Below are 1,358 nucleotides of genomic sequence, written 5' to 3' on the forward strand. Positions count from 1 at the left end.
GCGCTGGGGCGGTCGGTCGCATCGTAGTCGGGGGAGGGCGGAGGACCTGGTCACCGGCTCAGCGTGGCCGCGACCGGGAGGTGGTCGCTGCCGGTGGCGGGCAGGGTCCAGGCGGCGCGCGCGGTCATCCCCCGTACCAGCACGTCGTCGATGCGGACCATCGGGAACGGCGCGGGCCAGGTGAAACCGAGGCCGTCACCCGCCTCCCGCTGCGCGGAACGCAGCTGCGAGGTCACCGGGTCCAGCGCGCCGTCCTGATACGTACCGTTGAAGTCGCCCAGCACCACGACCCGGGGCGCGGGCTCCGCCCGGAGCGCGGCGGCCAGCTCGCGGGCCGCGTCATTGCGCCGGCCGGTCGTGAAACCGGCCGCCGAGACCCGTACCGACGCCAGATGGACCGCGTACACGGCGACGGGTCCGTCCGGGGTCAGGGCCGTGGCGCGCAGTGCGCGGGTCCACGGCATGATCGGCACCGCCTTCACGTCCGCCAGCGGGTGCCTGCTCCAGAGGCCGACCCCGCCGATCACCGCGTGGTGCGGGTAGGCGGCGGCCAGTTCGCGGGAGTAGACGGCGGCCGACGCGTCGGACAGCTCCTCCAGCGCCAGGACGTCCGCGCCCGCCGCGGCGAGCACGCGGGCGGTGCCGGCCGGGTCGGTGTTCCCCTCACCCACGTTGTGGCTGACCACCGTCAGGTCGCCGCCGCCGACACCCTCGGAGCGTTTGTCGGTGAGCGCGCCGCCGAAGAGGGTGACCCAGACGACGGCGGGCGCGAGCACCGCCACGGCGGCGGTCCGGGACCGGCGTACGGCGGCGAGCACGAGCAGGACCGGCACGCAGAGGCCCGTCCAGGGCAGCAGCGTCTGGAGGAGGCTGCCCGCGTTGACGCCCGCGTTCGGGATCCACGCGTGCAGCGCCATCAGCGCGGCGCAGAGCACGGCGGCCGCGGCGATCAGATGGTCCGCGCGCCGGGCGGGACGGCGGCGGGACGCGGGGCGAGTGGACGCGGGGCGAGTGGACGCGGGCCCAGCGGACTCGGACCCATCGGACGCGGGGCCCGGCTCGGGCTCGGGGTCAGGGGCGGTCGCCGCATCCGTGGCAGGCGATGCGGCCTCGGCCCTGGGTGGGCTCAGCACGGCGGAGTTCTCCTGACGGTCGACGCGGGCCCCGGGGCGGGGTACGCGGACAGCCTCCGGGAACGCCGCTTCCGGCTGGTCAGGGGCGCACTTCAAGCACCGCACGGCTCTGTTTCAGGTACGTATCGGTGCTGGGATACCGGTCCGGTCGGTGCTGGGATACCGGTCCGGTCGGTGCTGGGATACCGGTCCGGTCGGTGCTGGGATACCGGTCCGGTCGGTGCT

1 protein-coding gene is annotated in these 1,358 nt (G+C 75.3%); it reads right to left on the reverse strand.

Features of this window, described 5'->3' with window-relative positions; genetic code table 11:
* Nucleotides 1–50 precede the first annotated feature (50 nt).
* On the reverse strand, nt 51–953 hold the full coding sequence (locus tag JS521_RS35690) for an endonuclease/exonuclease/phosphatase family protein (RefSeq protein ID WP_372448648.1): 903 nt from the start codon (nt 951–953) through the stop codon (nt 51–53).
* Nucleotides 954–1,358: the final 405 nt, after the last annotated feature.

Origin of the sequence: Streptomyces durocortorensis (assembly GCF_016901035.1) — a bacterium.
Lineage (GTDB): Bacteria > Actinomycetota > Actinomycetes > Streptomycetales > Streptomycetaceae > Streptomyces > Streptomyces durocortorensis.